Origin of the sequence: Pseudomonas sp. 8 R 14, from assembly GCF_900005955.1 — a bacterium.
Lineage (GTDB): Bacteria > Pseudomonadota > Gammaproteobacteria > Pseudomonadales > Pseudomonadaceae > Aquipseudomonas > Aquipseudomonas marginalis.
In genome coordinates this window covers 1-25,724 of the sequence record NZ_CVTH01000062.1, presented here as the reverse complement: position 1 = coordinate 25,724, position 25,724 = coordinate 1, and the positions used below count along the sequence as shown (strand labels likewise).

Genomic DNA, 25,724 nt, shown 5'->3' with positions numbered 1-25,724 from the left:
TTAGTGTTTGTCACGACGGAAGAACGCCAGGCGCTCCTCATCGATGGCCAGGCCCAGGCCCGGCATGTGGGAGACATGCAGCTGGAAATCGCGGTACAGCGGCGGCTCGGCAAGAATGTCTTCGGTCAGCAACAGCGGGCCGAACAACTCGGTGCCCCACGCCAGTTTGTTCAGCGTGAGGAAGGCATGCGCCGACGCCAGGGTGCCGATCCCCCCTTCCAGCATGGTGCCGCCGTACAGGCCGATACCAGCGGCCTCGGCAATCGCGGCGGTGCGCAATACCGCGCGGGGGCCGCCGTTCTTGGCGATCTTCAGGGCGAACACCGAGGCCGCGCCTTCACGGGCCAGGTTGAAGGCATCCTCCACACACTCGATGGATTCGTCGGCCATGATCGGCGCCGGGCTCGACAGGTTGAGCCGGGCCATGCCGCCACGGTTGTTACGCGAGATCGGCTGTTCGACCAGGTCGACGCCGTGGTCGCCGAGCACCTTGCACGCACGCAGGGCCACGGCTTCGTCCCAGGCCTGGTTGACGTCGACGCGCACGCTGGCACGCTCGCCCAGGGCCTGTTTGATCGCGATGACATGGGCCAGGTCCTCGCCAACTTCACCGGCACCGATCTTCAATTTGAAGATGCGGTGGCGGCGCAGGTCGAGCATCTTTTCGGCCTCGGCAATGTCCTGGGCGGTATTGCCGCTGGCGAGGGTCCAGGCCACCGGCAGTGCATCGCGCACACGCCCACCGAGCAGTTCGCTGACCGGCAGGTTAAGGCGCTTGCCGAGGGCGTCGAGCAAAGCGCTTTCGATACCGGATTTGGCAAAGGTGTTGCTGCGAATGCTGCGTTCCAGGCGCAACATGGCCGCGTTGATATTGCTGGCGTCCTGGCCGATCAGCAGTGGGGCGAAGTGACGGTCGATGTTGACCTTGATGCTCTCGGGGCTCTCGTTGCCGTAGCTCAGGCCGCCGATGGTGGTGGATTCACCGATGCCTTCGATGCCGTCGGCGCAGCGCACGCGGATGATTACCAACGTCTGGTTTTGCAGGGTGTGCATCGCCAGCTTGTGCGGGCGAAGGGTGGGAAGGTCGACGATAATGGTCTCGATCGACTCGATGGCGCAAATCGGCATGGCAATACCCGCTGGGTTCTTTATAGATTTACGTCGATTCTGTGCCGCATTTTTCCTGGCTTCCAATATAGAATTAGTCTCGAGCAATACCCTTAAGGTATGAAAGGAGCCGTTATGGAACTGCGTCATCTGCGCTACTTCCAGGTGTTGGGGCAGACCCTCAACTTCACCCGCGCGGCCGAACGCCTGCACATCGCCCAGCCACCGTTGAGCCGGCAGATCCAACAATTGGAAGAGGAATTGGGCGTGATTCTGCTGGAGCGTGGCCGACCGCTGCGGCTGACCGAAGCCGGGCGGTTTTTCTATGAGCACGCCAATGTGTTGCTCGAACAATTGGCCAAGGTCTGCGACAACACCCGCCGCATCGGCCAGGGCGAGAAGACCTGGCTGGGCATCGGCTTTGCGCCGTCGACCTTGTATGGCGTGCTGCCGGAATTGATCCGGCGGTTGCGCAGCCATGAGGCGTTGGAACTGGAGTTGGGGCTGTCGGAGATGACCACCTTGCAGCAGGTCGAGGCGCTCAAGGCCGGACGTATCGACGTGGGCTTCGGGCGCATTCGTATCGACGACCCGGCCATCGTCCAGCGCGTGCTGGTGGAGGATCGGTTGGTCGCCGTGCTGCCCGCCGGCCACCCATTGCTCGATGCACCCGCGACCCTCGCCCAACTGGCCGCCGAGCCGTTTGTGCTCTACCCCGGTAACCCGCGCCCCAGCTATGCCGACCATGTGATTGCACTGTTCGACGCCCACGGCCTGAGCCTCAAGGTGGCGCAGTGGACCAACGAACTGCAGACCGCCATCGGCCTGGTCGGTGCGGGCATGGGCGTGACACTGGTGCCGGCGTCGGTGCAGGTGCTGCATCGCGCGGATATCGGCTACACGCCGGTTGTGGAAGCGACGGCGACCTCGCCGATCATTCTCAGCCGACGGGTAAATGATCAGTCGCCGGGGCTCAGTCATTGCCTGCAGTTGGTTGAAGAACTGATCTGAAATCGCCCAGGTACCGCCCCTCCCACAGGTTGATCTTCATCAGGTTCAAGTACTGCGCATACGCATGCGTTGCAGCGTCTGGCTGGGGGATTCATCGAACAGTTTTCGATACTCCGCCGAGAACCGCCCCAGGTGGGTAAAGCCCCAGCCGAAGGCGATCTCGGAGATGGTGCGGATCGATCCGTGCTCGAGGATTTCCTGGCGCACCGCACTCAGCCGGTGCTTCTTCAGGTAGGCCATGGGTGACAGGGCAAAGTACTTGCGAAACGCATCGAACAGCTTGAACCGCGACACCCCGGCAGCGGTTTCCAGGTCTTCCAGGTGCAGCGCCTCGCGGGCGTTGTCGTGAATGTACTGGCGCGCACGGATCAGGTAATGGGGCAGTTTCACCCCCAGTACGGCGCGCAGTTCTTCCGAGTAGTTGTTCGGTTGGGCGAGGATCAGGCCCTTGATCAATGAGCTTTCCAGGTCACGGGTGAACGCCGCCTGTTCATACAATTCGCTACGGCACTCCAGCTCGGCGATGAAGTAGCGCGCCATGCGCCACCACGACGCCGACGCCCCCTCCACCGCATCCATCACCGGTTCAAATTGCAGCGGCGCGTCGACCGGCCGTTGCAGCAAGCCCTCCAGCGACTCGCTCATCGCCGCCCGCGTGATCACCACCTGCAACTTGCGGCAGTCACCGGATATGGCCAGCACCTGGTGTTCATTGGGCGCAATGATCACGCCCTGATCACGGTTGGAACTCAGGCGTTGGCCGTTCTTGCTCAGCTCCTGCTCACCCACCAACGGCAGCGTGAGGCTGTAGCTGCTGAAGTGCTCGGCGTCTTCGATATCGATGGTCACGTCGGTGCCGTATTCGATCACGCCCAGGGTGGTGGCCCGGGACTTGAACACGTTGGCACTGTGATGAAAGCGCAGGCGCTCGGGCGTGCTCGTCGCCAGGCGGTGCGGCCCGCAAATGCCGGACATCCAGCTGCGGGCGCCTTCGAGGTCGAAGCGTTGGACATGGATATCGCGTGTAGGACTATTCATCAGTGTGCACCCACGGCGGTCAGGCGGTTGCGCGCTCTGGCGGCGCGTCGTTGTGGCTCCACAGCAAGTTCTACGCCACGCCGGCCCGATTGCAACCGGGTGGATAGCAACCGTCCACTATGTGGATAAACCGCAGGTGTTGACGCCCCTTGCCTCGCCAGACGGTAGCGCGTCGCGTCACCGCCCTGCACCACCGTGGGTATTTGCTGCCCAACTTTGCGGCCCACCTTCCCCCATTAAGCGGATAGCCCGCCACCTTGCCGCAGCCTCTTAATGGCTCACCTGTTCAGCCATTATCAAAAGGTGCCTCCCATGAGTGGTGCAAGAAGCGTCGAGCAATGGAAAAGCTTTATCGAGAGCTGCCTGGATTTTCGCCCGGCAGACGCCGTATTCCGCATCGCCCGCGACATGTTCACCGAGCCGGAGCTGTTTGATCTTGAGATGGAGTTGATCTTCGAGAAGAACTGGATCTACGCCTGCCATGAAAGCGAACTGGCCAATCATCATGACTTCGTGACGATGCGCGCCGGGCGCCAGCCGATGATCATTACCCGTGATGGCGAGGGCCGGCTCAATGCGCTGGTCAACGCCTGCCAGCATCGCGGCACCACCCTGACCCGGGTCGGCAAAGGCAACCAGTCCACCTTCACCTGTCCGTTCCACGCCTGGTGCTACAAGAGCGATGGCCGGCTGGTGAAGGTCAAGGCGCCGGGGGAATATCCGGAAAGTTTCGACAAGGCAACGCGCGGCCTGAAAAAGGCCCGCATCGAGAGCTACAAGGGTTTTGTCTTCATCAGCCTGGATGTGAATGGCCGTGACAGCCTGGAAGACTTCCTCGGCGACGCCAAAGTGTTCTTCGACATGATGGTCGCGCAGTCCGCCACTGGTGAGTTGGAGGTGCTGCCGGGCAAGTCGGCCTACACCTACGACGGCAACTGGAAACTGCAAAACGAAAACGGCCTGGACGGGTATCACGTCAGCACCGTGCACTACAACTACGTGGCCACGGTGCAGCATCGCCAGCAGGTGAATACCGAGAGCGGCAGCGGGTCCGCCAGCACCCTGGACTACAGCAAGCTCGGCGCCGGCGACGCCAACACCGATGACGGCTGGTTCGCCTTCAACAATGGCCACAGCGTGCTGTTCAGCGACATGCCCAACCCCAGCGTGCGCTCCGGCTACGCCACCATCATGCCGCGCCTGGTACAAGAGCATGGCCAGCAGAAGGCCGAGTGGATGATGCACCGCCTGCGTAACCTGAATATCTACCCGAGCCTGTTCTTCCTCGACCAGATCAGCTCGCAGCTGCGCATCATTCGTCCGGTGGCGTGGAACAAGACCGAGATCATCAGCCAGTGCCTGGGGGTGAAAGGCGAATCCGACGCCGACCGTGAAAACCGTATTCGCCAGTTCGAAGACTTCTTCAACGTCTCGGGCATGGGCACACCGGACGACCTGGTGGAGTTCCGCGAAGCCCAGCGTGGTTTCCAGGGCCGCCTGGAACGCTGGAGCGATATTTCACGCGGCAGCCATCGCTGGGAAACCGGGCCAACGCCGAACAGCGAAGCCATCGGCATCTCGCCGGCCATGACCGGCACCGAATTCACCCATGAAGGCCTGTACGTCAACCAGCACCGCAACTGGCAGCACTTCCTGCTCAAGGGCCTGGACCAACACGCGCTGACACTGCGGGAGGTGGAATGATGAATGCGCCATTGCAGTATCGGATCGAGCAGTTTTTCTACCTTAAGTCCGAGCTGTGCGACGCCCAGGACTGGGACGCCTACGTGCAGTTGTTCGACCCCCAGAGCGAATTCCACCTGCCGCAATGGGACTCGGAGCACGTCTACACCCGCGACCCCAAGCGCGAGATGTCGCTGATCTACTACGCCAACCGTTCGGGCTTGGAAGACCGCGTGTTCCGCCTGCGCACCGGCAAGGCGGCGTCCGCTACACCGATGCCGCGCACCTTGCACCTGATCAACAACGTACGCATCGCCGAGCAGGCGGACGGCACGCTGGAGGTCCGGTTGAACTGGCACACGCTGTTCTATCGGCTGGCCACATCGGAGCAGTTCTACGGGCATGCCACCTATCGCCTCAAGCCCCATGGCGACAGTTGGCTGATCACTCGCAAGCATGCGCTGCTGCTTAACGACACCATCAATTCGGTGCTGGATTTCTATCACCTCTAAAGCACCCTTGTTGTTGTGGTGAGCGGGCTTTTTGTGGTGAGCGGGCTTGCCCCGCGCTGGGTCGCGCAGCGGCCCTTGGTGCAAGCACTGCGGTTTGGCGGGAAAAATGCGGCGACTCTCATGGGGCTGCTTCGCAGCCCAGCGCGGGGCAAGCCCGCTCACCACAACAGGCCGTACGTACGTCATAAATATGCAGAGAACAACACATGAATCACAAAGTGGCCTTCAGTTTTGCCGACGGCAAGACCCTGTTTTTCCCGGTGGGCGCAAATGAAATCCTGTTGGATGCGGCGCTGCGCAATGGCATCAAGATCCCCCTGGACTGCCGCGAAGGCGTGTGCGGCACCTGCCAGGGGCGGTGCGAGTCGGGTGACTACACCCAGGACTATGTGGACGAGGAAGCCCTCTCTAGGCTCGACCTGCAACAGCGCAAGATGCTCAGTTGCCAGACGCGGGTGAAGTCCGACGCGGCGTTCTACTTCGACTTTGATTCGAGCCTGTGCAATGCGCCGGGGCCGGTGCAAGTGCGCGGGACGGTCAGCGAGGTGCAACAGGTGTCGACCAGCACGGCGATCCTGAAGGTGCAGTTGGATGCGCCGCTGGATTTTCTACCGGGCCAATATGCGCGCCTTGCGGTACCGGGCACAGGCCATTGGCGTTCCTACTCCTTCGCCAACCTGGCGGGCAATCAATTGCAGTTCCTGATCCGCTTGCTGCCCGATGGGGTGATGAGCAACTACCTGCGTGAGCGCTGCCAAGTCGGCGATGAACTGCGGATGGAAGCACCGCTGGGTGCGTTCTACCTGCGCCATGTGACCCAACCGCTGGTGCTGGTCGCCGGCGGCACCGGGCTGTCGGCGCTGCTGGGCATGCTCGATCAACTGGCCGCCACCGGCTGCAACCAGCCGGTGCATCTCTACTATGGCGTACGCGGCGCCGAGGACTTATGCGAAGCCCCACGCATCGCGGCCTATGCGGCGAAACTGCCGGGTTTTCGCTACACCGAAGTCCTCAGCGATGCCGCCCCCGACTGGGCCGGCAAGCGCGGCTACCTCACCGAGCATTTCGACCTGGCCGAATTGCGCGACGGATTGGCGGATATGTACGTGTGCGGCCCTCCGCCAATGGTCGAATCCATCCAACAATGGCTGGCGGATCAGGCACTTGATGGCGTTCAGCTGTATTACGAAAAGTTTACGCAGAGTAATATCTGACTCCTCAGCACTTCTGAGGGGTTCTACCCCGAGAAAAACAAGTAGAAGGGAACGTTAATGGCGGATGACATGGTTAACCCGGCAGGCCTCAAGCGTGGCCTTAAGAACCGGCATATTCAGTTGATCGCCTTGGGCGGGGCGATAGGCACGGGGCTGTTCCTCGGTTCGGCCGGGGTACTCAAGTCGGCAGGGCCGTCGATGATCCTGGGCTACGCGATCGCCGGTTTCATCGCGTTCCTGATCATGCGCCAGCTCGGCGAGATGATCGTCGAAGAACCGGTGGCCGGCTCGTTCAGCCACTTCGCGCACAAATACTGGGGCGGTTACGCGGGCTTCCTGGCCGGCTGGAACTACTGGGTGCTCTACGTGCTGGTGGGCATGGCCGAGCTGACTGCGGTGGGCAAGTACATCCAGTTCTGGTGGCCGCAGATCCCGACCTGGGTCAGCGCCCTGGTGTTCTTTGTCGCGGTGAACCTGATCAACACCCTGAACGTGAAGTTCTTCGGTGAAGCGGAGTTCTGGTTCGCGATCATCAAGGTGGTGGCGATTGTCGGCATGATCGTGCTCGGCTGTTACCTGCTGTTCAGCGGCACCGGCGGCCCGCAAGCGTCGGTCAGCAACCTGTGGAGCCACGGCGGATTCTTCCCGAATGGCGGCATGGGGCTGTTGATGTCCATGGCCTTCATCATGTTCTCGTTCGGCGGCCTGGAGCTGGTGGGTATCACCGCTGCCGAGGCCAGTGAGCCCCGCAAGGTGATCCCCAAGGCGATCAACCAGGTGGTGTACCGGATCCTGATTTTCTACGTCGGCGCATTGACCGTACTGCTGTCGCTGTACCCATGGGATCAACTGCTGCAAACCCTCGGCGCGTCAGGCGATGCCTACAGCGGCAGTCCGTTTGTGCAGATCTTCTCGCTGATCGGCAACGACACCGCCGCCCACATCCTCAACTTCGTGGTGCTGACCGCGGCGCTGTCGGTGTACAACAGCGGCGTGTACTGCAACAGCCGCATGCTGTTCGGCCTGGCCGAGCAAGGCGATGCGCCGAAAGCGCTGATGAAGCTCAACAAGCAAGGCGTACCGCTGCGGGCCCTGGCGATCTCGGCGCTGGTGACGATGCTGTGCGTGGTGGTCAACTACGTGGCACCGCAAAGTGCCCTGGAGCTGCTCTTCGCGCTGGTGGTTGCCTCGCTGATGATCAACTGGGCGCTGATCAGCATCACCCACATCAAGTTCCGCAAAGCTATGGGTGAGCAAGGGGTAACACCGTCGTTCAAGACCTTCTGGTTCCCGTTCAGCAACTACCTGTGCCTGGCGTTCATGCTGATGATCATCAGCGTGATGCTGGCGATCCCGGGGATTCGCGAGTCGGTGTATGCGATGCCGGTTTGGGTGGGGGTTATCTATGTGGCCTACCGGTTGCGAATGAGCAAGACGAAAGCGGTCGCCGCCTCCCGCATTTGATTGCATTGCAAATGAAAAGCCCCGGTGATCCGGGGCTTTTTGTTTACAGCGTGGAGCGCACTCGCCACAGCTCGGGGAACAGCACGGTGTCGAGCATCTTGCGCAGGTAACCCACGCCCTCGGTGCCGCCGGTGCCGGGCTGGAAGCCGATAATCCGCTCCACTGTGGTCACATGCCGGAAGCGCCATTGGCGGAACGAATCCTCCAGGTCGATAAACTTCTCGGCCAACTGATACAAGTCCCAATACCGGCTCGGATCGCGATACACCTCGCGCCACGCCGCCTCCACCGACTCATCGTGAACGGTCGCCGCCGTCGGATCGCGCTCGGCACGCTTGGGGTCAATCGCCAGCCCCGCCTTGACCATCAGGTTGATCGCCTCGTCATACAGCGACGGCGTGGCAATCGCCACCTGCAACGCCTGCAACAACTCAGGCCGATGGGCGTGGGGGCGCAACAGCGCCGGGCTCTTGTTGCCGAGGATAAATTCGATCTCGCGGTACTGGAACGACTGGAACCCGGACGATTGCCCCAGGAACGGGCGAATCGCCTTGTATTCCGACGGCGTCATGGTCGCCAGCACGGCCCAGGCGTGCACCAGTTGATCGAAGATCCGCGACACCCGCGCCAGCATCTTGAATGCCGGCGGCAACTCGCCCAGGCGCACGTGTTCGCGGGCGGCCTTGAGTTCGTGGAGCATCAGCTTCATCCACAGCTCGGAGGTCTGGTGCTGGATGATGAAGAGCATTTCGTTGTGGTCCGGCGACAGCGGGTGCTGGGCGCTGAGCACTTTGCCCAGGTCCAGGTAGTCGCCGTAGCTCATGGACTCGGAAAAATTCAGTTCGGCGTTATGCCATTCTTCCGGTGGCTGGTAGTCGGCAGAGAAAGGACATTGGCTCATCGCGTGGGCTCCTTGAGCGGGCGGAGAATGGCACGGACCGGGCTGGCGTCCAGGTTGGCGAAACGCAGCGGCAGGGCGATCAGTTCGTAGTCGCCCTCCGGTACGTCGTCGAGCACGATGCCTTCAAGGATCGCCATGCCATGCCGCGCCACGGCGTTGTGGGCATCCATGGTCTTGGACTGTTGCGGGTCCAGGGAGGGCGTGTCGATACCGATCAGGCGCACACCCAGGCCGGCCAGCAGTTCAATGGTCTGCGGGGCGATGGCGGTGAAGTTCGAATCCCATTCGGTCAGCGGTGCTTGTGGATAAGTACGCAGCAGCACGCGCTCCGGCAGGTTATCCACACGCCCTTGCAACTGATGGGGCTGGACCAGCGCACCGCTGTCCAGGCAATGCAGCACCCGGCACGGGCCCATGTACACCTCCAGCGACACCTCGCCAATCGGCGCTCCGTCGGCGCTGTAATGCAGCGGCGCATCCACATGGGCGCCGGTGTGCGGCGACAGGGTGATGCGTCCGACATTCACCGGGCACTCCGGGCCGAACTGCCACACACGCTCTTCCTGGAACGGCGTATCGCCCGGCCAGGTCGGGGTTGCCGTGCTCAAGGGCGGGCTGATATCCCACCACGTTTTTATTGAGGTCATTTGAAGGCTCTCGGCGGTTACTGGGGTGAATGATACGAGGGCCAGACGTGAATTTTCTTGCGAATTCGTGCGCCGTGAGTGACTTCTTTCGCACTTACTGCGAGGAAATGACTGATTCACGCTCAAAAGTGTCGGCTGACCCGGCGCCATCGGGGGCAAGCCCCCTCCCACATTGACTGCACATGGCTTGAGGAGTCGTGTTCACCTGCGCTTCTGGGCATCCCGATGTCGAGTTCAGACCACTGGCGCAACGTCCCAGGCCTTAGGGTGCATCTTTCCATTCCCTGCCTCGGAGTCATCATGTCCAAGCCCATCACCGTACTGCGCGACACCCACCCCCTGCCGGTCCTGGATGCCTGCAAATGGGAAAAGCTCGAAGGCGACCCGCACACCGTCAACCTCAACGCCTACACCAGCGAAGACGGCAGCAAGATCATGGGCACCTGGATCTGCACGCCGGGCAAGTGGTATGTCGAATATGTGAAATGGGAATACTGCCATTTCCAGGAAGGCTACTGCGTGATCACGCCTGAGGGGATGGAACCGATTCACTTGCGGGCTGGGGATATCTTTGTGGTGGAGCCAGGGATGAAGGGAACGTGGGAAGTGGTCGAGACGGTACGTAAGTATTTTGTGTTTGCTTGAGTTTTTTGTGGTGCAGTCGCCTTTTATGGTGAGCGGGCTTGCCCCGCGCTGGGCTGCAAAGCAGCCCCAATAAAAAACGCCGCATTCTCTCAGAAAGAATGCGGCGTCTGGTTTCAGGGCCGCTTCGCGCCCCAGCGCGGGGCAAGCCCGCTCACCACAATGCTCGTCCCTGAATGCCCTTATTTGGGCTTGCGGTAGCTGTTGATAATCGCCGAGAAGTCTTGGCCCCCTTCCCCACGCTGACTCATCGATTGGTACAACTGCTGAGCCACAGCCCCCAGAATCACCGGCTGTTTCGCCTGGCGCGCCGCCTCTGTAGCCAGGCCCAAATCCTTGAGCATCAAATCGGCGCCGAACCCGCCGGTATAGCCACGGGACGACGGCGCGGTTTCGATCACGCCCGGCCATGGGTTGTAGGTGTCGGAACTCCAGCAGCGCCCGGTGGAGCTGTTGATGATCCCGGCCAGCACCTGGGTATCGATGCCCAGCGCGTCGCCCAAGGCCATGGCTTCGCTGACGCCGACCATGCTGATGCCGAGCAGCAGGTTGTTGCAGATCTTGGCGATTTGCCCGGTGCCCACATCGCCGCAGTGCACGATGTTGCGGCCCATCTGTGCCAGCACCGGTTGCAGGGTGGCGAACAGTTCCGGGGTGGCGCCGACCATGAAGGTCAGGGTCCCGGCCTGCGCCCCGCCGGTGCCGCCGGAGACCGGTGCGTCGGCCATCACCACGCCTTGCTTGGCGGCAGCAGCGGCGACGTCGCGCGCGGTCTGTGGATCGATGGTGCTGCAATCCACCGCGGGCACGCCGTTGCCGATCCCCGCCAGCACACCGTCTTCATTCAACCAGACACTGCGCACATGGGCGGCGGCGGGCAGCATGGTGATCACCAGCTCGGCGCCGCGGGCAGCGTCACGCGGCGAGTCGCTGATGTTGCCGCCCAATTCGGCGAGTTCCTTGAGCACCGTCTGGTTCAGGTCGAACAGGTTCAGCCCATGGCCGGCCTTGATCAGGTTGCGGGCCATCGGTGCGCCCATGTTGCCCAAGCCGATAAATGCAATCTTCATGGTCGTCTCCCGAATCAGCGCAGGTTGATGGTGGTATTGACGCCATCGTTGACCGTGTCGTCGTCAAACCAACGGCTGGTGACGGTCTTGGTCTGGGTGTAGAACTGCACCACTTGCTTGCCGTACGGGCCGAGGTCGCCGAGCTTGGAGCCACGGGAACCGGTGAAGCTGAAGAACGGCACCGGCACCGGGATCGGGATGTTGATACCGACCTGGCCCACATCGATTTCGCTCTGGAATTTACGCGCCGCCGCCCCGCTCTGGGTGAACAGGCCGGTGCCGTTGCCGAACGGGTTGGCGTTGACCAGCGCAATGGCCTGATCGAGGGTGTCGACTTCCAGCACCACCAGCACCGGGCCGAAGATTTCCTGGGTGTAGATCTGCATATCGGTGGTCACGCCCGAGAACAGGGTCGGACCGACGAAGTTGCCTTGCTCGAAGCCCGGCACCTTGATGTCGCGGCCATCCAGCTCGAGCTTGGCGCCTTCTTTCACGCCGCTTTCGATCAATTCCAGGATACGGGCCTTGGCGCGCTTGGAGATCACCGGGCCGACATCCGTGCCGGCTTCGCTGCCGGCGTTGACCTTGAGCTTTTGCGCCAGCGCTTTCAGATCCGGCAGCCATTGCTTGGCCGCGCCCACCAGTACCACCACCGAGGTGGCCATGCAACGCTGGCCCGCCGCGCCGAAACCGGCACCGACGAGGGCATTGAGGGTGTGCTCGCGGTTGGCATCCGGCAGCACCACGGCGTGGTTCTTGGCGCCCATCATCGATTGCACGCGCTTGCCGTGCTTGCCGGCCAGGTCGTAGACATGAGTGCCGACGGCAGTCGAACCGACAAAGGACACAGCCTTGATGTCTTTATGGGTGCACAGCGCATCCACCACGTCCTTGCCGCCGTGCACCACGTTGAGCACACCCGCCGGTACGCCGGCTTCCAGCGCCAGCTCCACCAACAGCAGGGTCGACAGCGGGTCTTGTTCGGACGGCTTGAGGACGAAGGTGTTGCCGCAGGCGATGGCCATCGGGAACATCCACAGCGGAATCATCGCCGGGAAGTTGAACGGGGTAATGCCGGCACACACGCCGATGGGTTGGCGCAGGGTGTAGGTATCAACGCCACCGGCGACGTTCTCGGCGAACTCGCCCATTTGCAGGGTGCCGATGGAGCAGGCGTGCTCCACCACTTCCAGGCCACGGAAAATATCGCCCTCGGCATCGGCAATGGTCTTGCCCTGCTCGGCGCTGAGGACCACCGCGATGCGCTTGGAGTGTTCGCGGATCAGGGCTTGCAGCTTGAGCATGATGCGCATGCGCGCGCCGATCGGCGTCAGCTTCCAGGTCTGGAAGGCTTGATGGGCGGCGTCGATGGCGGCATTGACTTCATCGGCCGTGGCGAACGGGACTTTGGCCAGCACTTGCTGGGTGGCCGGGTTGACAATGTCTTGCCAATGGGTGGTCTTGGACTCGACCCACTCACCATTGATGAGCAACTTGACCTGTTGCACGGAAATATCGGCAGATGCGTTCATGTGGTCTCCAACTCTTATATTTATGCAGAGACAAGGCGCTTGAATCGCCTTGAAGAATGAGGCGTTCGGACTGTTTTTGGAGTATAGATGTGCAAATCTCTAATAAGAACGCACATAAAAGCCGGTCCAATATGCAAAAAAACATCACATCACTGGGTTCCCTGAATTGGGATGACCTGAAGTTTTTCCTCGAAGTGGCCCGCACCCGCAAGGCCAGCGTCGCCGCCAAGCGCCTGGCGGTGGACTACACCACCGTGTCGCGGCGCATCAGCTCATTGGAAGTGTCCCTCGGTACGCTGCTGTTCGAAAAATCCCGGACCAACGGCTTCGTCCTCACCCCCGAAGGCCAGCGTTTGCTGGGCTACGCCGAGTCCATCGAAAGCACCCTGCACATGGCCTGCGAGCAAGTGTCCGGCTCCGGCGTGGCGCTGTCCGGCCATGTGCGCATGGGCTGCACCGAAGGCTTCGGCAGCTTCTTCGTCACCCCGCAGTTGAGCCACTTCGTCGACACCTACCCCGCCATCTCGGTCGACATCCTGCCCCTGCCCCACTTCATCAGCCTGTCCAAGCGCGAAGCCGACATCGTCATCGCCCTGGAACGCCCGGAACACGGGCCCTACGTGTGCTGCAAACTGTGCGACTACAAACTGCAGCTGTACGCGACCCAGGAATACCTCGACCAACACCCGCCTATCCACAAACCGGCAGATTTGGCCGAGCATCCGTTTATCAGCTATGTGGATGATCTGGCCTTCAGCTCGGAGCTGCTGTACCTGGCCAACGTCGTGCCCGGCGCCAGCGCCAGCCTGCGCAGTACCAGCGTGATTGCGCAGTACGTGGCGGCGCAGCAAGGGCGGTCAATGGCGATCTTGCCGTGCTTTCTGGCGGCGCAGGATCCACGGCTGCTGCCGGTGCTGGGGGAGCAGATTGCGATTACCCGGCAGTTCTGGATGTATTGCCGGGAGGACCTGAGGAAGTTGAAGCGGATTACTCTGCTGTGGGATTACATCAGGGAAGTGACGGAGCAGAACCAGGGGTTGTTGATGGGGGAGACGCGGGAGATGCGGTTTGCGGATTAAAGGCCAGCAACGACAACTCCCCTTAAATGGCAGGAGGCTCCTAGAGAATCTCCGGCCAACTAAGCGAACACCGTTCGAATGTGGGAGGTGGCAAGCCCTCTCCCACATTTTGATTGGATTTCAGATTGAAATCGGACTGCCGGCTCAGTCCGCGATCACCACAATCGACACCCGCCGATTCTCGGTACGCCCTTCCGCTGTGTCGTTGGTGTCCACCGGTTTACTGCTGCCCAGCCCACGCAGCTGGATGTTTTCCTCTTTCATGCCCACGCCCTGCAGCACCGTCGCCACGCTTTTCGCGCGGCGCAGGGACAGTTGCTGGTTGTAGGTTTCCTTGCCCGAGCCGTCGGTGTGGCCATCGACGCGTACGCGCTCGATGCCTACACCCAGCAGGGCCTTGCCGATGCGCTGGACGATGTCGGTGCTGGGTTGGTTAAGGGTTTCGACGTCACTGCCAAACAGCACTTTGCCGGACAGGCCGAACGCCCAGCCGTCATCGGTAAGCTCGAAGCCCTGTTGCTTGAGGACGGCGACTTGCGCCGGGGTCAGGCCTTTGGGAGGCGCCGTCTGGCAGCCGCCAAGGGCGAGCAGTGTCACCAGCAGGGTGATAAACATAAGACGCGCGGTCGAGAACAAGGGATCAACTCCTGTGTTGAACGTTGACGACGGGGCTCTCCGACTCCGCCGTTTGCTGGCCACCCGAGGACAAACGCTTGGCCTGGTACATCGCCGCATCGGCGGCATTGAGCAAGGTGCCGGGTGTGACGCCATGTTCGGGGTAGATGGCGATACCAATACTGAGGGAGGTCAACACCTGGGTGTCGCCAGGCACGGCAATCGGCATGTCCATGCTGGCGATGATTTTTTCGGCAATGCGCTGGGCGTCTTCCACCTTGTGCAGCGGCGCCAGCAGGATGGCGAACTCGTCACCGCCCAGGCGCGCTACCAGGTCATCTTCACGCAATTGCGCACGCACCCGTTCGGCGACGGCCACCAGCACGGCATCACCGGCGGCATGGCCGAAGCTGTCATTGATCTCTTTGAACCGGTCGCTGTCGAGGTACAGCACGGCCACCTGCTCCTTGGCTTTGGCGGCGCTGCGCAGCGCGCGAATCAGGCGGCCTTCGAAGTACGCGCGGTTGGGCAGACCGGTAAGGCTGTCGTGGTTGGCCTTGTGGGCGAGAGTTTCGTTTTCGCTTTGCAGATGGTTTTGCCAGGCTTCCATCTCGCCAAGCAAGGCATTGAAGTCGCTGCCCAGGCTGTCGAGTTCGGCGATGCGGGCCGGCGGCACGCGGCGGTCGAAGTCACGCTCGCTGCGGGCGGCGTGGGCCACGGCGGCGAGGCTTTGCAGCGGCTGCGTAATGCCACGCAACAGACGCCGCGCCAAGTGCAGGGCGACCCAGGCACTGAGGACGGTGCAGATCAGGATCCCCGCCAGGCCGCTGAGCAGGAAGCGCAGCAGGCTACCGCCGTGGCCGGTCAGGTGAATACTGCCGATGGTGCGCCCCTGGTGGAGGATCGGTTGGCTGATGGGCTGCTCGAGCAGGGTATGCGCCAGCGCCAGTTCAACCCGGGAGAGCATGCCGGTTTCCGGACGTTCCCAGTGCGCCAACAGCCGGCCACTGCTATCGAACACGTCAGCCTGGGCGACTTCTTCGGTGGAGGCAATCAGGCTGAGGGCTTCGGTGGCCGCGCCGCGGTCGTTGAACACCACGGCCGCTTCCACGGTGTAGTTGATGGACCGGGCGATCAGGTGCAGGTTGTGTTCGGCGTAGACCCGCAGCGCCAACACGCCGAGCAGGGTCAGGGAAACACTGGCCAGCGTCACCGCCACCAGCGCCAGGATCATGTGCCCTCGGCCGATGACGGAACGCAGGGTAGGTCGTACGTTCGCCACTTTCATGTGGCGGGCGCCCGGCGCCGGGACAGTTGCAACACGCTGGGATGAATGCGCACGCCGCTGCGCGCCACCGAGTCGAGGTTGACCTCAAACGACACTTGCTCATCGCCCACCCGCAGGCAGAACAGGCTGCCCACGGTGCACTGGTCGCCGCCTTCGCTGATGCTGAGCACGGGGTGGCCGATCAACGAGGCAAACAGGCGGTTGCGTTCGTCATTGCTGAGTTTGCCGATGTACACGGCGTCGCAGGCGTTGACCACATCGGGGTGGTCGACCAGCAGGCGCCGCACCACGACCGGACGACCGGTAGCCTGGGTGGTGCCTTTGATCAGGTCGTCGGTGTATTGGGTCGGGCCGACGATGCACAGGCGCAGTTGCTCCGGCTCTACCGGCCAGCGGGCATAGCTGAGGATACCGAGTACCACTTGCGTGACCGCCTGGGCGCGCTGGTCCGCCGGGCCTGGGCCCTCGGCAAATACGCGGGGCGCCAGCAGGCATAGAACCGCCACCAGCAGCAGGCGCCTCCAGCTCAAACTACGCTCTGTGGGCGAGACGGCCACGTTCATGCAGCGATACTCTCAGGTGTTTTCGGGGTGATGCCGCAACGATAGCACAGCATCAGATAGTTCTGACTCCTGACCCAACGCCAGCATCAACCCACTCAAGCGTTTGACCTTGCGTCGCACGGCCTCTTCAAACACCCCGCCCCGGGGTTCGATTAGGCTGAACCAGCGCTTGGCGCGGGTAATGCCGGTGTAGATCAACTCTTTGGTGAGCACCGGGTTCAGCGCGTCCGGCAGGATCAGCCCGGTGTGGGTGAACTCCGAGCCCTGGGATTTGTGCACGGTCATGGCGTACACGGTTTCCACATCATTGAGACGGCTGGGCAGGACAAAGCGCACGCCACCCTGGCCATCGTTACGTGGGAAAGCCACCCGCAGCACCTGGGGGCCGCCGTCGCTTTCAGGCAGTTTGAGGGCAATGCCGATATCGCCGTTCATCAAGCCCAGGCCGTAATCGTTGCGCGTCATCAACACCGGACGGCCTTCGTACCATTGCTCATCCCCCTCGATCAGCCGCACTTTGCGCAAGGCGGCCGTGATGCGTAGGTTCAGTCCCTCCACCCCCCAAGGCCCCTTGCGCACGGCGCAGAGCAGTTGGAACGCATCGAAGGCTTGCAGCAGTTGCTGGGCCCAGTGGGTCCAGGCGAGATCATCGCGCGGGGTGTCGACGGTGGGGCGCGCGCTGTGCAGCAGGTTGAGGTAATAGCGATAACCCTGGGCGCCGTCGCCCTGCCCGTCCAGCACCAGGCGCTCCAGGGCGTGGTCGTGCTCGCCTTTGAGGCTGACGCAGAACAAGTCGCTGTGGCTGCGCGCGGCCAGCAGCTTGCGGGCCTCTTCGGCGTTTTGCTGGTTGACCCAGCGCGCCAGTTGGCCGATGCCGCTGCCTTCGCCGAAACGCCGTGAGTAGCGCAACATCACCACTTGCTGGGCCAAGGGATGGCTGCCATCGAGGTCTTCGTGCAGGCCACTGGCGCTGAGGTCTTCGCCGCTGACGGTTTGCAGCCATTGGCGGGTGTGGGGGCTGTACCAACCAGCTTCGGCGTCGCGGCACAAATCACCGAGTACGGCGCCGGCCTCTACCGAGGCAAGCTGGTCCTTGTCGCCCAACAACACCAGGCGAGCATGGGGCGGTAACGCATCCAGCAGGTTAGCCATCATTTCCAGGTCGATCATCGAGGCTTCGTCCACCACCAGCACATCCAGGGGCAGCGGGTTGCCAAGGTGATGGCGGAAGTGCCGAGTGCCCGGGCGACTGCCCAGCAAGCGGTGGACCGTGGTGACCTGGGTCGGGATCTTTTCCTTCACGCTTTGCGCCACTGTCAGCGACAGCACTTGCTGGCTGATGGATTCGGTCAAACGCGCGGCGGCCTTACCGGTCGGCGCGGCCAAGCGGATACGCAGCGGGCTGCCGGACTCAACGGCCGGCGCCTGCAACAGCGCGAGCAGGCGCACCACGGTGGTGGTCTTGCCGGTGCCGGGGCCGCCGGTGACGATACTGAATGCACCGCGGGTGGCCAGGGCGCAGGCGAGTTTTTGCCAGTCGATCACGCCATCGGGCGCCGGCTGGTCAAACAAGCCATTCAAGCGCTGGGGCAAATCGGCGGCGACGTTTTCCTGGGTGGCGAGACGCAGGCGCAAGGCGCTGTCGATACGTCGTTCGTAAGTCCAGTAGCGGCGCAGGTACAGGCGTTTGCCCGACAGTACCAGGGGACGACTGTGTGCCGATTCGCTGCCGTCCACCGCCAGGGCGACCAACGGGCTGGCGGCCAGTGCATGGCACCAGTGGGCGCCGTCGAGGCCGTCGAGCAATTGCGACGGCAGCAGCATGGCGCCGCTTTGCAGGTCGCCTTCGGGCGGCAGGGACAGGGCAAAATCCGGCGCGTTGAGGGTTTCGAACAGGTCCAGGCACACATGGCCGTGGCCGAGTTGATGGCTGGTCAGCGCCGCCGCCAGGAGGACCAAGGGGTCGGCGTGTGGATCGAGCTCGTGCAGGAAGCCCACGAACGCCTTGTCCAACGCCCGCAGCCACCCCCTGTCAACCCAACGCTCCAGCAGGTGCACCAGGTCGGCGGCGCGGCTCAAGGGCGCTAACGCCTCAAGCGGTAACGGCGACAGGCTCATAACAACACTCCTTGTTCCCAGGCAGGCTCAGCCTTGGGCGGGATGGGCTTGCCCTGGAACAGCAGGTCCAGGCTTTCGATCAGTTCCCGTGGCGGCCGGGTGAAAAACGCCCCTCGGCTGACGGCCTGAGTGCCGCGCAGGAACAGGTACAGCGCGCCACCCACATGACGGTCGTAGTCGTAGTCCGGCAGGCGCGCCTTGAGTTGACGATGCAGCGCGAGCAGGTAAAGCACGTATTGCAGGTCGTAGCGGTGCTCGAGGATCGACTGTTCCATGGCGTCCTGGGTGTAGGCCGAATCGTCAGGGCCGAGCCAGTTGGATTTGTAGTCGGCCACGTAGTAACGGCCGTCATGTTCGAAGGTGAGGTCGATAAAACCCTTGAACATGCCGTTGAGCAGCACCGGTTCGGCGGCGACGCGGGACACACCGTTGTGGGTGTACTGGCACACCAGCTTGTCGAGGGCGAGCACGTCGACTTTATGGCTGGCGAACCAGAACTCCATTTCGATCTGGTAGTGCTGCAGGTCGCTCAGGGCGACCTGGTCGTTATCCACCGGCAGCGGCGTGTGCAGCAGATGGCCCAGCCAATCGCTGAGGGTGACGATCCAGCCTTCCCAGTTGCGGCGATTGCAGCGCGCGCCTACGGCGTGTTCGATGGCTTGCGAGGTCACGTTGAAGCCTTCTTCCCCGGCCCACTCCAGCAGGCCATGAAGGAAGGTGCCGGGGTTCGGACCGCGTGGGAAACGGTGAATGTCTGCGCCGGACGCCGCCACGTCACGCGGTGCATCGGGATCGAGACGTTCGTCATCGAAAAGCTTTTGCGCCTGCGGGCTTTCGGGCGCTTCAAGGTGGGCGACGCTCATGCTGTCGCCAATGCGCAAGGCACTGTAGGACGCGATCCACCAGTTCTCGGCGGCCTTGCGCTTGGGTAACAAGGGCGCGAGCAAGTGGGCGGTGTTGCGCGGCGGGTGGAACAGGATGTCCTGGGCGTCGGGCACAGGGGCGTAGTGGATGGCCGGGCAGCCGTCCTGCAGATCCAGCAGCCAACGCGCGAGGCCGGCAGACTCACTCAACGACGCACCGGCGCCGAGCAAGTAACCCAGCGCCGACAGGTGCAGTACCGAGCTGCTGCTGTTGCCACGTTTGAGGTCGGCAACGCCGAGCCAGCAGGCATGTTTGGCGCGGGTCAGGGCCACGTAGAACAAACGCAGGTCTTCGGCCAGGCGCTCATCGTCGGCCTGGGCGATCAACTCGGCGGTAGGGCGCAGGCTGACGTGGGATTTGCCGTGTTCATCGTGGTAATGCAGCGGCAGGCGACTGCCGTCGACCGGCTTGGCCGAGCAGATGAAAGGCAGGAAGACCAGGTCGTACTCCAGGCCCTTGGATTTGTGAATGGTCACCACCTTGACCAGTTGCTCGTCACTTTCCAGGCGCAGGATTTGCTCTTCGCCGGCCTGGCCGGACAACGCCAGGTGCTCGGCCAGGTGGCGGATCAACGCCTGTTCGCCGTCCAGTTCCGACGCGGCTTGTTGCAACAACTCGCTGAGGTGCAACAGGTTGGTCAGCACACGTTCGCCGTCGCTGCGGGCGATCAGGGTTTGCGGCAGTTTGAAGTCGTGCAGCAGGCGACGCAGCATCGGCAACACGCCTTGGGTGCGCCAGATCGTGCGGTAGCCTCGGAACTGCATCACGCGGCTTTCCCACGCCAGTTCGTCCTGGTTCAGACGCTCCAGTTCCGGCAGTGACAGGTTCAAGGTGACGCAAGCCAGGGCGGCCCGCAGCGGCCGCTCGACGTCCGGCTCGGCGCAGGCCTTGAGCCAGGCAAGCAGGTCGTGGGCTTCCTGGGCGGCGAAGACGGAGTCCTTGTCCGATAGGTACACGCTACGCACGCCACGGGCGGCCAATTCGGCGCGCACGGCTTGGGCTTCCTTGCCGTCGCGCACGAGGATGGCGATGTCCGACGGCAGTACGCCTTGGAAGCTGTCGTCCGGCTGCAGGAAACCGGCCGTACCTTGCTGCCCGCCGTTGAGCAATTCGACAATCCGGGTGGCGCAGGCACCGGCCAGTTGTTGGCGGTACACCGCGTTGGAAACCGGCTGGTCGGTGGGCAGGTGCCACAGGTTCATTGCCGGCAACGTTTGGCCGTCTACCTGCAGCTTTTCCTTGCGGCCTTGGGATAGCACCGGGTGGAACGGCACCGGGTTGTCGCCATTCGACTCCCGGAACAGGAACGCGCCGCGGCCGGTTTCCGCCCGCTGGAACACGTGGTTCACTGCCTCGACCATCGCATGGCTGGAACGGAAGTTGGTGCCCAGGGTGTGATGACGGCCGAGCGTGGATTTGCGCGCACGCAGATAGGTGTAGATATCGGCGCCGCGGAAGGCGTAGATGGCTTGCTTGGGGTCGCCAATCAGGAACAGGCCGCTGTCGAGGTGGTTCTCTTCGATACGGTAGATGCTGTCGAAGATGCTGTACTGCACTGGGTCGGTGTCCTGGAACTCGTCGATCAGGGCCACCGGGAACTGCTCGCGGATCACACTGGCCAGACGCTCGCCGCCATCGGCTCGCAGGGCAGCGTTGAGGCGGATCAGCATGTCGTCAAAGCCCATTTCGGCACGACGGCGTTTTTCTTCTTCAAAGCGGTTGCCCACCCAAACGGCAGCGTGTTGCAACACCGCCGCGTCGGGGGTTGGCAGCGCGTCGAGGGCGGCCTTGAGGCCGGCCATGGCGTCGATGCCGGGGTGTTGCGGCGGGTCGCCCTTCCAGGCTTCGGCCATGCCGTCGGGGGTGAGGCGAGTGAAGCCGGTGCCGATGTCCAGTTGCTCGAGGGTTTCGTCAGCGGCCCAGGCGCTGATCTTTTCGAACCAGGGCTCGAAGTAACGCGCTTGCATCTTGCGGCCGTCGACGGCTTTGGCGGCTACGGCTTGCAGACAGATATCGCGTAGCTCGGCGGCCCATTGTTGCCAGGGAGCCTTGATGTTTATCAACGCTTCACGGCGTTCTTGCAGGCAAGCGTTGATCAACTCGGCGGGTTCGCGGGTTTCATCCGTCGGCCGTTCGCTGCCGAACAGTGCGCGCACGCGTGGCATCAACGCGGCCGGGCCGCCCCAGTTGTTGCGTACCCAGTTGAGTACGTCGTCGTGCATCGGGTAGCAGAACAGTCGCCAATAATCGCGCAGCACTTCGCCGAGCAGGTCACTGTGGTCGGTTTCCAGGGTCTGGGTGAACAGGCTGCCGCTGTCGAACGCGTGTTCGCGCAGCATGCGCTGGCACCAACTGTGAATCGTGGAAACCGCCGCTTCATCCATCCACTGGGCGGCGATGTCCAGGCGGTTGGCACAGGCGGGCCATTGCTCGGGGAGGTATTGCGCACGCAGGTCGGCGATCAGCGCGTCGGGCTGTTCAATCTCTTCGCGGAAGAAACGTGCAGCTTCGGCCAAACGAATGCGGATGCGTTCGCGCAGCTCTTTGGTGGCGGCATCGGTAAAGGTCACCACGAGGATTTGCGGCGGCAGCAGTTCACGGCCAAAACCGGACTCACCGTCACCGTGGCCAAGGACCAGACGCAGGTACAAGGCGGAGATGGTGAAGGTTTTGCCGGTGCCGGCGCTGGCTTCAATCAGCTGGCTGCCATTCAACGGGAAGGCCAGGGCCAAGGGTTTGCTGCTCATGGGCCGGCCTCCTCGCCTGTGAGTGATCGCCATGGGGCGTTGATGAGCGGTCGATACAAGGTTTCGCACCAGCCTTCGAACTCTTCGCTGGCGACCAGGGCGGCGTAATCGGGGAACTGTCGGGTGAGCGCCGGGGTTTCGCGACGCTCGCCGTCGGTGGTCAGGCCGTCACCTTCATAGGCTTTGCTCGCGGCGGCGTGGGCTTTGACCGGATCGGTTTGGCTGAGCCAGGCGAAGGCAGTCTTGACGGCTACCGGGAGCGGCTCTCTCATGCCGCTGTGCCAGGCCAACAGCAGGTTGCCGAGGATTTCCCGGGCGATGGGCTTATCCAGCGGGGCCAGTAGCAACGTATCGTCGCTGGCCACCAACCCCGTGCTCAACGACAGACCGCAGGCACAGGCCACCACATGATTGACCCAAGGACGAATCAGACGATGCCATTTGCGTGTTTTGATCGAGCCGATGCTATTGGGGATGGTGGTGACACTCAGCAATCCGCCATCACTGCGTCGATGCAGGCCGCTGATCCAGCCTTCCAGCGCTATACCTTGATGCTCGAAACTGATCGGTTCTGCAGCGGTGTGTGGCGTTGGCCAGAGCGCCAGCAACTGCTGGTAGCGTTGCAACAAGTCGGGCAGGGGCTCAATGAGTTCGTTGCGCAGGCACTCGCCGAAACCAACCATCGGCAACAGGCCACTGCCTTGCAGCCGCAGAGCCTGGGCGTTGAGGGCCTGGTCGAGGTGCTCGGGCTGGGACAGCGCAGCGTTCAACAGGCTGTCGCTCAGGCTGTAGCGTTGCAGCGCGTCAAGCACGAAGGGTTCTTCATCGGCCAAGGGTACTTCGGCGGCTTCGAAGAACACTTTCAGACGCTGGCTGAAGAAGTGTTTGACCGGATTGCGCAGGAAGTCCTGCAACTGGCCGAGACTCAGGGGCTCTTCCTGTTGGTGCTGCGCCAGTTGATCCTCTTTGGGGACGTTATCCACAGCTTGGTGGAGTAACTGCCATTCGCGGGCATAGCTGAACAGCGCATCACCTTCGTGGAAGTAACGGGCGCTGAAGGGTTGGAGCGGGTGTTCCTGGGTCATCGCGTCCAGTAGCGGTGTTTCTTGTGCGTTGTGCCAGCCACTGGCGATATGGTCACGCAGTTGGCCGATGAGTACAGAGGCCGGGCGCTCGCTGTTATCGCGGATGCTACGGCCGACCCAGCTGATATAGAGCTGGTCGCGGGCGGACAGCAGGGCTTCGAGCAGCAGGTAACGGTCGTCTTCGCGGCGCGAACGGTCGCCGGGCCGGTAGTCGCTGCCCATCAGGTCGAAATCCAGCGGTGGTTGGGCGCGTGGGTAGTCGCCATCGTTCATGCCGAGCAGGCAGACGAGTTTGAAGGGGATGGCGCGCATGGGCATCAGGGTGCAAAAATTGACAGCTCCGGCGAGGAAGCGCTGGGACAGACGGCCTTGATCCAGGCCGGCCAGCCAGGCTTCGCGGACTACGGTAAGCGGTAACTCATCCTGCAGGCCAACGGACTCGCAGGTTTCCAACCAGGTTTCCCTGAGTTGCTCAAGCTGACCCAACAGGTAGTCGTCGTGCTCGCTGCTGGGTAGGAAGAAGAGTTGCATCAGGCGTTGCAGACGCTCGCCCCATTCGTGGGGTGCTGCGGGTTGTGACAGCGCTTGATGGGCATCGCTGAGCGCATCAAGCAAAGCGACCAGTGGGCCGATCAAGGCCGCATCAAGCCCGCCGATTTCGTCGTAGGGCTCAATGCCTTCGCAGGCTGCACCGGTGCCGACGGCGTAGCCTAGAAGCATACGGCGAAGGCCAAATCGCCAGCTGTTTTGTTCCAGCTTACTCGGCAGACCGAGACCCGCGCGTTGCTCGGCGTTGAGCCCCCAACGGATGCCAGCGCCTTCGATCCAGCGGTGCAGTGTGGGCAGATCGCGCTCCTTGATGGCGAAGCGTTCGCGCAAGGCCGGGACATCCAACAGGTCGAGAATCTCGCTGACGGGGAAGCGGCTGTCAGGGAGTTTGAGCAGGTGTTCAACGGCGATCAGCAGGGGATCGCGGCCGCGCTGACCTTGATCGGTCAGGGTGAAGGGGATGAAGCGGGGATCGATTCTGTCCAGTTGACCGAATACCGCGCGGATATGCGGCGCATAGCTGTCGACGTCGGGGACCATGACGATGATGTCCCTTGGGCGAAGCGTGGGGTCGGCGCTGAAGCGTTGGAGCAATTGGTCGTGGAGAATCTCCACTTCGCGTTGGGCGCTGTGGGCAATGTGGAAGCGGATGGATGTATCACGCTCCAGATCGACAGCCGGCCATTGTTCCCGAGTCTCATTGAGCGGGCGCAGTTCGAGGATATCGTCCTGAAGCTGGTTGAGCAGTGTGGTGGGCTCGCTGTCGCTGAACAGGTCGATTCGACCATCGCGAAAAGCGGCGCGGTAGCTGTTGGGATCGTCGTAACTGTCCAGCAGGCTGATGTAATCACGACCTTGTTTGCCCCAGGCGGCCAACAGCGGATGAGCATGTTGGTGCAGGGTTTGTGGGTCGATGGTAACGGGCATGCCGGCTTTGCGCGCCTGGCGCTTGTATTCGTTACGCAGCAGGTCTTTGTCGGCCACGATGTCGGACCAATGGTGGCGACACGGGTTGTGCACGCACAGCAGGACTTGGCTGAAACGGGCCAGGCCGGCCAGCGCCTCCAGCGCTTGGGCGGGCAAGGAAGAAATCCCGAAGACAATCACCCGGGAAGGCAGCCCCTTCGGCGCTTGCTCAAGCGCATTGATACGTTCGATAAAGCGCTGGTGCACGCCGGCGCGGCTTTCGGCCATGCCCTCTTCACCGACGTCCAACAGCAGCGCGCGCCATAACTCGGCTTGCCAGCAGTTGGCCGGGCTGAGTGGCTTTGATTCGCCTCGACCGTTACGCAATTGATGACGGCCAGCGGCCCAGTCTTCCAGCCAGTCAGCGCGGTAGACCTGGTATTGGTCGAACAGGTCAGCCAGTCGTTCCGCCAGTTGGTAGCGTTTGCGCAGGTCGGAGTCGTGGGTCAAGAAGCGTTGCAACGGCTCGAAGTGCTGTTGATCGATGAGTTCCGGGAGCAGGCGCATCAGGCGCCAAGTGAGCGGGGCTTTATCGAGCAGGGATTTTGGAGGGATTTCGTCACGTCCCAGGACCATGCGATAGAGCTGCCACATGAAGCTGCCGGGGAGCTGTACATCGATGGCGGCGGCAATTCCGCAGCCTCCCATATCGTCGTCTTCCGGGTCTTCAGCCAAGGCCAGTTTGAGCCACTGGGCAATGCCGTTGCTTTGTACCAGGGCGATTTCGTTTTCCAGGGGCGCCAGGGGATAACGGCGCATCCAACTCACCACCAGGCTGCGCAGTTCGTCCAAGCGGTTGCCGTGAACCACCATGAATCCAGCGCTGAGGGACGTCGCATCCGGCATAACGGCTTCCTTGGGAAAAGCAAAATCGAGGGCATGGACTTTAGCACTGAAGCCCCTCCCGAGGCGCCTCTTCGCACTTTCCGACCGCCCAAAACAAAACCCCATCTGCTCTCGCAAATGGGG

19 protein-coding genes are annotated in these 25,724 nt (G+C 62.4%); 7 read left to right on the top strand and 12 right to left on the bottom strand.

The features are described 5' to 3' along the window. Positions 1–1,128: a muconate cycloisomerase family protein gene (locus BFQ01_RS15630; protein WP_065925954.1), complete on the bottom strand. Its 1,128-nt coding sequence runs from the start codon at positions 1,126–1,128 to the stop codon at positions 1–3. 114 nt (positions 1,129–1,242) lie between these two features. Between BFQ01_RS15630 and BFQ01_RS15625 the strand changes: the two genes are divergently transcribed. Continuing rightward, on the top strand, positions 1,243–2,118 hold the full coding sequence (locus tag BFQ01_RS15625; protein ID WP_065925953.1) for a LysR family transcriptional regulator: 876 nt from the start codon (positions 1,243–1,245) through the stop codon (positions 2,116–2,118). A 45-nt stretch (positions 2,119–2,163) separates the two neighbouring features. Here the strand turns inward: BFQ01_RS15625 and BFQ01_RS15620 are convergent, their stop codons facing one another. Beyond that, complete coding sequence (locus tag BFQ01_RS15620) at positions 2,164–3,156, bottom strand: AraC family transcriptional regulator (protein ID WP_065925952.1); 993 nt, start codon at positions 3,154–3,156, stop codon at positions 2,164–2,166. 312 nt (positions 3,157–3,468) lie between these two features. Here BFQ01_RS15620 and antA point away from each other — a divergent pair, with 312 nt between their 5' ends. From antA to BFQ01_RS15600, 4 genes are all read left to right on the top strand, one after another. Next, a complete protein-coding gene (antA, locus tag BFQ01_RS15615) occupies positions 3,469–4,860 on the top strand; it encodes an anthranilate 1,2-dioxygenase large subunit (protein ID WP_065925951.1) in 1,392 nt (463 codons plus the stop codon). After that, positions 4,860–5,351 carry an anthranilate 1,2-dioxygenase small subunit gene (antB, locus tag BFQ01_RS15610; RefSeq protein ID WP_065925950.1) on the top strand — a complete coding sequence of 164 codons (492 nt, stop codon included), beginning with the start codon at positions 4,860–4,862 and terminating at the stop codon, positions 5,349–5,351. The genes antA and antB overlap by 1 nt, the downstream gene beginning before the upstream one ends. Positions 5,352–5,557: 206 nt before the next feature. Further along, positions 5,558–6,565: an anthranilate 1,2-dioxygenase electron transfer component AntC gene (gene antC / locus BFQ01_RS15605; protein WP_065925949.1), complete on the top strand. Its 1,008-nt coding sequence runs from the start codon at positions 5,558–5,560 to the stop codon at positions 6,563–6,565. A 57-nt stretch (positions 6,566–6,622) separates the two neighbouring features. Beyond that, positions 6,623–8,029 (top strand): amino acid permease, encoded by a 1,407-nt coding sequence (locus tag BFQ01_RS15600; protein ID WP_065925948.1) that lies wholly within the window; start codon positions 6,623–6,625, stop codon positions 8,027–8,029. 43 nt (positions 8,030–8,072) lie between these two features. Here the strand turns inward: BFQ01_RS15600 and kynA are convergent, their stop codons facing one another. Next, positions 8,073–8,930: a tryptophan 2,3-dioxygenase gene (gene kynA, locus BFQ01_RS15595; protein WP_027607676.1), complete on the bottom strand. Its 858-nt coding sequence runs from the start codon at positions 8,928–8,930 to the stop codon at positions 8,073–8,075. Next, the gene (kynB, locus tag BFQ01_RS15590; protein ID WP_065925947.1) at positions 8,927–9,577 is read right to left on the bottom strand and encodes an arylformamidase; all 651 of its coding nucleotides are present in this window, start codon (positions 9,575–9,577) and stop codon (positions 8,927–8,929) included. Before kynB ends, kynA begins: the two co-directional genes overlap by 4 nt. A gap of 300 nt (positions 9,578–9,877) precedes the next feature. On the opposite strand from kynB, the gene BFQ01_RS15585 reads away from it, so the two are divergent. Then, entirely contained in the window at positions 9,878–10,222 is a 345-nt protein-coding gene (locus BFQ01_RS15585) for a cupin domain-containing protein (protein WP_003230905.1), read from the top strand. Positions 10,223–10,401: 179 nt separating this feature from the next. On the opposite strand, the gene mmsB is transcribed toward BFQ01_RS15585, so the two are convergent. Further along, positions 10,402–11,289 (bottom strand): 3-hydroxyisobutyrate dehydrogenase, encoded by an 888-nt coding sequence (gene mmsB, locus BFQ01_RS15580; protein WP_065925946.1) that lies wholly within the window; start codon positions 11,287–11,289, stop codon positions 10,402–10,404. A 14-nt stretch (positions 11,290–11,303) separates the two neighbouring features. After that, positions 11,304–12,821 carry a CoA-acylating methylmalonate-semialdehyde dehydrogenase gene (locus BFQ01_RS15575; RefSeq protein ID WP_065925945.1) on the bottom strand — a complete coding sequence of 506 codons (1,518 nt, stop codon included), beginning with the start codon at positions 12,819–12,821 and terminating at the stop codon, positions 11,304–11,306. Between the two features lie 131 nt (positions 12,822–12,952). Between BFQ01_RS15575 and BFQ01_RS15570 the strand changes: the two genes are divergently transcribed. Then, positions 12,953–13,900, top strand: a complete 948-nt coding sequence (locus tag BFQ01_RS15570; RefSeq protein ID WP_065925944.1) for a LysR family transcriptional regulator — start codon at positions 12,953–12,955, stop codon at positions 13,898–13,900. Positions 13,901–14,044: 144 nt separating this feature from the next. On the opposite strand, the gene BFQ01_RS15565 is transcribed toward BFQ01_RS15570, so the two are convergent. From BFQ01_RS15565 to recC, 6 genes are read right to left on the bottom strand one after another with little or no spacing between them, the layout of a single operon-like run. Then, complete coding sequence (locus BFQ01_RS15565; RefSeq protein ID WP_065925943.1) at positions 14,045–14,536, bottom strand: OmpA family protein; 492 nt, start codon at positions 14,534–14,536, stop codon at positions 14,045–14,047. A 4-nt stretch (positions 14,537–14,540) separates the two neighbouring features. Further along, complete coding sequence (locus BFQ01_RS15560; RefSeq protein WP_065925942.1) at positions 14,541–15,803, bottom strand: diguanylate cyclase domain-containing protein; 1,263 nt, start codon at positions 15,801–15,803, stop codon at positions 14,541–14,543. Then, positions 15,800–16,366: a YfiR family protein gene (locus BFQ01_RS15555; RefSeq protein ID WP_065925941.1), complete on the bottom strand. Its 567-nt coding sequence runs from the start codon at positions 16,364–16,366 to the stop codon at positions 15,800–15,802. Before BFQ01_RS15555 ends, BFQ01_RS15560 begins: the two co-directional genes overlap by 4 nt. Before the next feature lie 12 nt (positions 16,367–16,378). After that, complete coding sequence (gene recD / locus BFQ01_RS15550; RefSeq protein WP_065925940.1) at positions 16,379–18,484, bottom strand: exodeoxyribonuclease V subunit alpha; 2,106 nt, start codon at positions 18,482–18,484, stop codon at positions 16,379–16,381. Next, the gene (gene recB / locus BFQ01_RS15545; RefSeq protein ID WP_065925939.1) at positions 18,481–22,155 is read right to left on the bottom strand and encodes an exodeoxyribonuclease V subunit beta; all 3,675 of its coding nucleotides are present in this window, start codon (positions 22,153–22,155) and stop codon (positions 18,481–18,483) included. Before recB ends, recD begins: the two co-directional genes overlap by 4 nt. Further along, entirely contained in the window at positions 22,152–25,601 is a 3,450-nt protein-coding gene (gene recC, locus BFQ01_RS15540; protein ID WP_065925938.1) for an exodeoxyribonuclease V subunit gamma, read from the bottom strand. The genes recB and recC overlap by 4 nt, the downstream gene beginning before the upstream one ends. Positions 25,602–25,724: the final 123 nt, after the last annotated feature.

What these genes read in the sequence shown, in the direction of transcription:
- BFQ01_RS15630 (WP_065925954.1), bottom strand. Translation starts at nt 1,128, where the DNA reads ATGCCGATTTGCGCCATCGAGTCGATCGAGACCATTATCGTCGACCTT.
- BFQ01_RS15625 (WP_065925953.1), top strand. Translation starts at nt 1,243, where the DNA reads ATGGAACTGCGTCATCTGCGCTACTTCCAGGTGTTGGGGCAGACCCTC.
- BFQ01_RS15620 (WP_065925952.1), bottom strand. Translation starts at nt 3,156, where the DNA reads ATGAATAGTCCTACACGCGATATCCATGTCCAACGCTTCGACCTCGAA.
- antA (WP_065925951.1), top strand. Translation starts at nt 3,469, where the DNA reads ATGAGTGGTGCAAGAAGCGTCGAGCAATGGAAAAGCTTTATCGAGAGC.
- antB (WP_065925950.1), top strand. Translation starts at nt 4,860, where the DNA reads ATGAATGCGCCATTGCAGTATCGGATCGAGCAGTTTTTCTACCTTAAG.
- antC (WP_065925949.1), top strand. Translation starts at nt 5,558, where the DNA reads ATGAATCACAAAGTGGCCTTCAGTTTTGCCGACGGCAAGACCCTGTTT.
- BFQ01_RS15600 (WP_065925948.1), top strand. Translation starts at nt 6,623, where the DNA reads ATGGCGGATGACATGGTTAACCCGGCAGGCCTCAAGCGTGGCCTTAAG.
- kynA (WP_027607676.1), bottom strand. Translation starts at nt 8,930, where the DNA reads ATGAGCCAATGTCCTTTCTCTGCCGACTACCAGCCACCGGAAGAATGG.
- kynB (WP_065925947.1), bottom strand. Translation starts at nt 9,577, where the DNA reads ATGACCTCAATAAAAACGTGGTGGGATATCAGCCCGCCCTTGAGCACG.
- BFQ01_RS15585 (WP_003230905.1), top strand. Translation starts at nt 9,878, where the DNA reads ATGTCCAAGCCCATCACCGTACTGCGCGACACCCACCCCCTGCCGGTC.
- mmsB (WP_065925946.1), bottom strand. Translation starts at nt 11,289, where the DNA reads ATGAAGATTGCATTTATCGGCTTGGGCAACATGGGCGCACCGATGGCC.
- BFQ01_RS15575 (WP_065925945.1), bottom strand. Translation starts at nt 12,821, where the DNA reads ATGAACGCATCTGCCGATATTTCCGTGCAACAGGTCAAGTTGCTCATC.
- BFQ01_RS15570 (WP_065925944.1), top strand. Translation starts at nt 12,953, where the DNA reads ATGCAAAAAAACATCACATCACTGGGTTCCCTGAATTGGGATGACCTG.
- BFQ01_RS15560 (WP_065925942.1), bottom strand. Translation starts at nt 15,803, where the DNA reads ATGAAAGTGGCGAACGTACGACCTACCCTGCGTTCCGTCATCGGCCGA.
- BFQ01_RS15555 (WP_065925941.1), bottom strand. Translation starts at nt 16,366, where the DNA reads ATGAACGTGGCCGTCTCGCCCACAGAGCGTAGTTTGAGCTGGAGGCGC.
- recD (WP_065925940.1), bottom strand. Translation starts at nt 18,484, where the DNA reads ATGAGCCTGTCGCCGTTACCGCTTGAGGCGTTAGCGCCCTTGAGCCGC.
- recB (WP_065925939.1), bottom strand. Translation starts at nt 22,155, where the DNA reads ATGAGCAGCAAACCCTTGGCCCTGGCCTTCCCGTTGAATGGCAGCCAG.
- recC (WP_065925938.1), bottom strand. Translation starts at nt 25,601, where the DNA reads ATGCCGGATGCGACGTCCCTCAGCGCTGGATTCATGGTGGTTCACGGC.